The following is a 5120-nucleotide window of genomic DNA, read 5'->3' on the forward strand; positions in this document are numbered from 1 at the left end:
GCTTTGCCGACATGGAGATCTTCGTCGAGATCCAGGAGAATGTCCGCGGCTCGGACATGTTCATCCTGCAGTCGACGTCGTTTCCGGCCAACGACAATCTGATGGAACTGTTGATCATCACCGACGCGCTGCGCCGTTCCTCGGCGCGCCGCATCACCGCGGTGGTGCCCTATTTTGGCTACGCCAGGCAGGATCGCAGGTCCGGCTCGCGTACGCCGATCTCGGCCAAGCTCGTCGCCAACCTGATCTCGCACGCCGGCGTCGACCGCGTCATGACGCTCGACCTGCATGCCGGCCAGATCCAGGGCTTCTTCGACATCCCGACCGACAACCTGTTCGCGGCGCCGCTGATGGTGCGCGACATCAAGGAGAAGTTCGACCTCGCCAAGGTGATGGTGGTGTCGCCCGACGTCGGCGGCGTGGCGCGTGCCCGCGGCCTCGCCAAGCGCATCAACACCCCGCTTGCCATCGTCGACAAGCGCCGCGAGCGCCCGGGTGAGTCCGAGGTGATGAACGTGATCGGCGACGTCGCCGGCTACAATTGCATCCTGGTCGACGACATCGTCGATTCCGGCGGCACGCTGGTGAATGCGGCCGAAGCGCTGATCGCGCACGGCGCCAAGGAGGTCTCGGCCTACATCACCCACGGCGTGCTGTCCGGCGGCGCCGCCGCGCGCATCGCCTCGTCGCGGCTGAAGGAACTGGTCATCACCGACTCGATCCTGCCGACCGAGGCCGTCAACAAGGCGCCGAACATCCGCCAGATCTCGATCGCCGGCCTGATCGCCGAAGCGATCGGTCGCACCGCGGCGGAAGAGTCGGTCTCGAGCCTGTTCGATTAGATCGATATTTGCTGTCGTCCCTGCGGAAGCAGGGACCCATAACCACAGCCGCTGTTGTTGCGAAGGCTGTGGCTCCAGCGTTGTAAATCAATTCGCATTGGTGGTTATGGGTCCGGCTCAAGGCCGGGACGACACCGAGTATGTGGCGCCAGACGCGTTAGAACCCCGGCCGCGGCACGTGGCTCATCAGCGTCCGCGCATAGCCGCCATCGACGATGATTTCCTCACCGTTGACGTAAGACGAGCGATCGCTGGCCAGGAACAGGGTCGCGTCCGCCATGTCCTGCGGTGCGCCGATCCGGCGCATCGGCACCACGGCGGTGCGCCGTTCGGTGACCCCGGGCGTGTCGTAGAAGGCCTGGCTCATCGGCGTCACGACAAGGCCGGGGCTCACCACATTGCTGCGGATGCCATGCGGCCCCCATTCCGCTGCGAGTTGCTGCGAGAGCATCACGACGCCGGCCTTGCTGACGCTGTAGGCGCCGCTCTGCCCCTGCGCATTGCTGGCGGCGATCGAGGCGACGTGGATAAGGCTGCCGCGTCCGGCCTTGCGCATCTGGCGGCCGAACGCCTGCGCGCAGATGAAATAGCCGGTGAGATTGACCGCCAGCACCGCATTCCATTCCGCGAGCGCGAGCGTATCGAGCCCGCCCGGGCGCAGCACCGCCGCGGTGTTGACGAGGATGTCGCAAGCGCCAAACGTGCGCGCGACGGCGTCGGCGACAGCGGCGACATTGTCCTCGCTGGTCGTATCGCAGCTCGCGACGAGATGACCGTCACCGAACTCGCGAAGCGTTGCCTTGGTCTCCGCAAGGGAGCGCTCGTCGCGATCGAGCGCGGCAACCCTGGCACCGGCCCGCGCGAAACTGACCGCGGTGGCGCGGCCGATACCGCCGCCTCCGCCGGTGACGACGGCAACGCGGCCCGACAGGCCGAGCCAGTCAGAGGAATGTTGTTCGGTCATGGGCGCCTCCCGCGCGTTTTGGTTTTATGCCGCAAGCATAACCGAACGCGCCGCAGGCGAGAGCGATCCCGGCACGCATGCCGGAATCGCTTTTCCGCCGATGCTAGCCGGGGATTCCCGCCGCGACCTGGCCGCGCAGCCGCTCGAGGCTGAGCAGCGTGTTGGCGCAGGCTTCCGCGACCTCGATCCCCTTGATCACGAAGTGCTTGCGGAAGAACTCGTAATGCACCTCGGTCTCGTGGAATTGCTGCGGCGTCAGCACCGCCGAGAACACCGGCACCTCGGTGCGCAACTGCACATCCATCAGCGCCTTGATCACGGTATCGGCGACGAATTCGTGGCGGTAGATGCCGCCATCGACCACGAGCCCGGCCGCGACGATCGCGGTGTAGCGGCGGGTCTTCGCCAGCAGCTGCGCGTGCAGCGGGATCTCGAACGAGCCCGGCACCTCGAACACGTCGACATTGGTGATGTGACGCGCCTCGATCTCCTTCAGGAAGGAGATGCGGCATTCTTCCACCACGTCGCGATGCCAGGACGACTGCACGAATGCAACGCGCTGCGGCTTTGCGAAGTGCGGATGCTCCGGCGTCGGCGGAATGGCCGGCGTATCGGGAGCACTTTCTGCCTGGGAGGTTTGGACTTGAGAAGCTTGAACGTCTTGGTCTTGCAACATCTGATTCATGGCTTTCCTCTTTCAGGACCAGAATCAGGGCACACGGACAACGACACGAGCCCACGCGAAAATCGCGTTGGCCGCCGCAACCGTTCTCTTTCATCCGGACTGTAACCGTCGGCTTCGGAATTGCACCGAATCTGCTGACCCTTCCCCCGGCTTCGCGGAGGAAGGCGCTCGCGGGCTTGGGCTCATCACCCTTACCGCCGGTGGGGATTTTCACCCCGCCCTGAGAACTCGGCACGCCCGGGATGGACGTGCCTGAGGCGAAATATGACCAAAGCGCGACAGCCGGGCAAGGCCTTTGGCATGGGGAAACGGCATGTCCCCATGAGCGCGTTGCGGCTCTGCGAGGTTGATGTGAGGGCCCGACCACTGATTCACAGGCGCGGCGAAGCGCCGGCAAATGGTTAACAAAGCGTTACGCGAACGCTTAGATTCCGATTTGTTCTCAAAATCACAGATGTGGCGGAGATCAGCTGTGGACGATGCGCGCTTTGGCTGTGGACGGACTCGGCGTGCGGTTGCGCGGATTCCGCAAATCACATCACTTCATCGGCGTCAGGTCCAGGGGCATCCGGAAGCCCGCATCAGGAACTGCACTCGGCCACGACGCAGTATGTCGCAAGTGCCGGCTTCCGTGTGCGTATCAAGCGATCATAAGAACAAGGTCCGAGACGGCATGTCCCTCCTCGAAAGCATTATCGATTCCCGGAACAACCCGCTTGCGGTGGTCGAAGATATCGCCACCGACAACAACTGGGCGTTCGAGCGTTCCGGCGAAGACGAGGTGACGATCGTCTCCAAGGGAGACTGGATCGATTATCAGCTCTCGTTCACCTGGATGGGCGAGATCGAGGCGCTGCATCTCGCCTGCGCCTTCGACATGAAGATGCCGCAGGCGCGCCGCGCCGAGGTGCAGCGGCTGGTCGCCGCGATCAACGAACAATTGTGGGTCGGCCATTTCGATCTGTGGACCCACACCGGCATGGTGATGCACCGTCAGGCGCTGGTGCTGCCCGGCGGTCTCACCGCCTCCACCGCGCAGTGCGAGGCCATGGTGGTCAACGCGATCCACGCCTGCGAGCGCTACTATCCGGCATTCCAGTTCGTGGTGTGGGCCGGCAAGTCGACCGCCGAGGCGATGGCCGCGGCGATGTTCGACACCGAGGGTGAGGCGTAACGGTTTCGCTTCAGCAATCCACACCCTCAGTGTCGTCCCTGCCTAGTGCGCAATTGCGCACGGGAGCAGGGACCCATACTCCGCGGCCGCGGGGCTCACGCAAACTGCTTGTGGCTGATCGCTCGTCTCACTAGAACCGGCTGTGGTTATGGGTCCCGGCTTTCGCCGGGACGACACCGGGTTTGTGGAGACGCCTGTGAACACATCCAGCAGCGCACTGAAAAACACGACCGGCACCATCGCGCTTGCGGGCGCGGGCAAGATGGGCGGCGCCATGCTGACCGGCTGGCTCGCGCAGGGCCTTGCACCCGACCGTGTCGCGGTGATCGACCCGCATCTTTCGCCGGAGATCTCCGCGCTTGCTGCGAAGGGCGTACGGCTCAATCCGCAAGCGAAGGATCTCGGCACGGTCGACACGCTTGTCGTCGCGGTGAAGCCGCAATCATTCCGCGACGCCGGCGCCGCGCTGAAATCCTTCGTCGGTCCCTCGACACTCGTCGTCTCGATCATGGCCGGCACGACCATGTCAGCGCTGGAAGAGGTTGTCGGCGGCGCGGTGGTGCGCGCGATGCCGAACACGCCGGCGGCGATCGGCCGCGGCATCACGGTTGCGGTACCGTCGAAGCGCGTCACCGCCGCGCAGCGCGCGATGACCGATGCGCTGCTGAAAGCGACCGGTCTCGTCGAATGGGTCGACGATGAGAGCCTGATGGACGCGGTGACCGCGGTCTCCGGCTCGGGCCCGGCCTATGTGTTCCTGCTCGCCGAGGAGCTCGCGCGCGCCGGCGTTGCGGCCGGCCTGCCCGAGCAGCTTGCGACCACGCTGGCGCGGGCGACCGTCGCGGGCTCCGGCGAATTGCTGCATCGCTCGGATCTGCCATCCGCGACCCTGCGGCAGAACGTCACCTCGCCCGGCGGCACCACCGCTGCCGCACTGGAGGTGCTGATGGCCAATGACGGCATGCAGCCACTAATGACCCGCGCGATTGCCGCGGCAACACGGCGCTCAAGGGAATTGGCGAAGTAGCTGCGAGTACACTGCCTGCCCGTCACCCTGAGGTGCGAGCGAAGCGAGCCTCGAAGGGTGCACGGCCGGCGGCCCATCCTTCGAGGCGCGCAAGGGCGCGCACCTCAGGATGACGTCTGAACAAGTGGATTAGTGCGCGCCGGCAACTCGATTAATGCGCCTGGCCCGACGTTCCCGCCAGCCGCTTGTTGAAACTCTCGACATTGATCAGACCGCGGGCGTGGCGGCCCTCGCCGAGCTTGCGCGTGCCCTCAAAGGCTTCCACCTCGAAGCGGATCACGCGGCGCTCGACCGCGACCACCTTCGCGGTGGTCCGCACGGTGGCGCCGACCAGCGCGGCGGCGAGATGACGGATATCGACCTCGGTGCCGACCGTGACCCAGCCGGGCCGCAACGCGGCGCGGATGGCGTCGCCCGACGCCATCTCC

The 5120-nt window shown here is 65.4% G+C and carries 6 protein-coding genes and 1 riboswitch; of the genes, 3 read left to right on the forward strand and 3 right to left on the reverse strand.

Translation table 11 applies throughout. From position 1 onward, the window contains the following. A partial coding sequence (locus PMN64_RS41845; protein ID WP_411784992.1) for a ribose-phosphate pyrophosphokinase occupies positions 1 to 842 on the forward strand: 842 nt, incomplete at its 5' end. Between the two features lie 157 nt (positions 843 to 999). On the opposite strand, the gene PMN64_RS41850 is transcribed toward PMN64_RS41845, so the two are convergent. Beyond that, on the reverse strand, positions 1000 to 1806 hold the full coding sequence (locus tag PMN64_RS41850; RefSeq protein ID WP_304498795.1) for an SDR family NAD(P)-dependent oxidoreductase: 807 nt from the start codon (positions 1804 to 1806) through the stop codon (positions 1000 to 1002). Positions 1807 to 1909: 103 nt separating this feature from the next. Beyond that, the gene (locus PMN64_RS41855; protein ID WP_411784993.1) at positions 1910 to 2491 is read right to left on the reverse strand and encodes a 6,7-dimethyl-8-ribityllumazine synthase; all 582 of its coding nucleotides are present in this window, start codon (positions 2489 to 2491) and stop codon (positions 1910 to 1912) included. A gap of 78 nt (positions 2492 to 2569) precedes the next feature. Further along, positions 2570 to 2723, reverse strand: a riboswitch (FMN riboswitch). Positions 2724 to 3164: 441 nt separating this feature from the next. Between PMN64_RS41855 and PMN64_RS41860 the strand changes: the two genes are divergently transcribed. Beyond that, the gene (locus PMN64_RS41860; protein WP_016844492.1) at positions 3165 to 3665 is read left to right on the forward strand and encodes a YbjN domain-containing protein; all 501 of its coding nucleotides are present in this window, start codon (positions 3165 to 3167) and stop codon (positions 3663 to 3665) included. 148 nt (positions 3666 to 3813) lie between these two features. Then, positions 3814 to 4692, forward strand: a complete 879-nt coding sequence (gene proC / locus PMN64_RS41865) for a pyrroline-5-carboxylate reductase (RefSeq protein WP_411784994.1) — start codon at positions 3814 to 3816, stop codon at positions 4690 to 4692. A gap of 151 nt (positions 4693 to 4843) precedes the next feature. Here proC and PMN64_RS41870 read toward each other — a convergent pair. Next, on the reverse strand, positions 4844 to 5120 hold a 277-nt coding region (locus PMN64_RS41870), incomplete at its 5' end, for a thioesterase family protein (RefSeq protein ID WP_411784995.1).

The organism is Bradyrhizobium sp. UFLA01-814, assembly GCF_046718885.1.
GTDB lineage: Bacteria > Pseudomonadota > Alphaproteobacteria > Rhizobiales > Xanthobacteraceae > Bradyrhizobium > Bradyrhizobium elkanii.

Coding starts and splice junctions, on each gene's coding strand:
- PMN64_RS41850 (WP_304498795.1), bottom strand. CDS start 1,806: ATGACCGAACAACATTCCTCTGACTGGCTCGGCCTGTCGGGCCGCGTT.
- PMN64_RS41855 (WP_411784993.1), bottom strand. CDS start 2,491: ATGAATCAGATGTTGCAAGACCAAGACGTTCAAGCTTCTCAAGTCCAA.
- PMN64_RS41860 (WP_016844492.1), top strand. CDS start 3,165: ATGTCCCTCCTCGAAAGCATTATCGATTCCCGGAACAACCCGCTTGCG.
- proC (WP_411784994.1), top strand. CDS start 3,814: ATGGGTCCCGGCTTTCGCCGGGACGACACCGGGTTTGTGGAGACGCCT.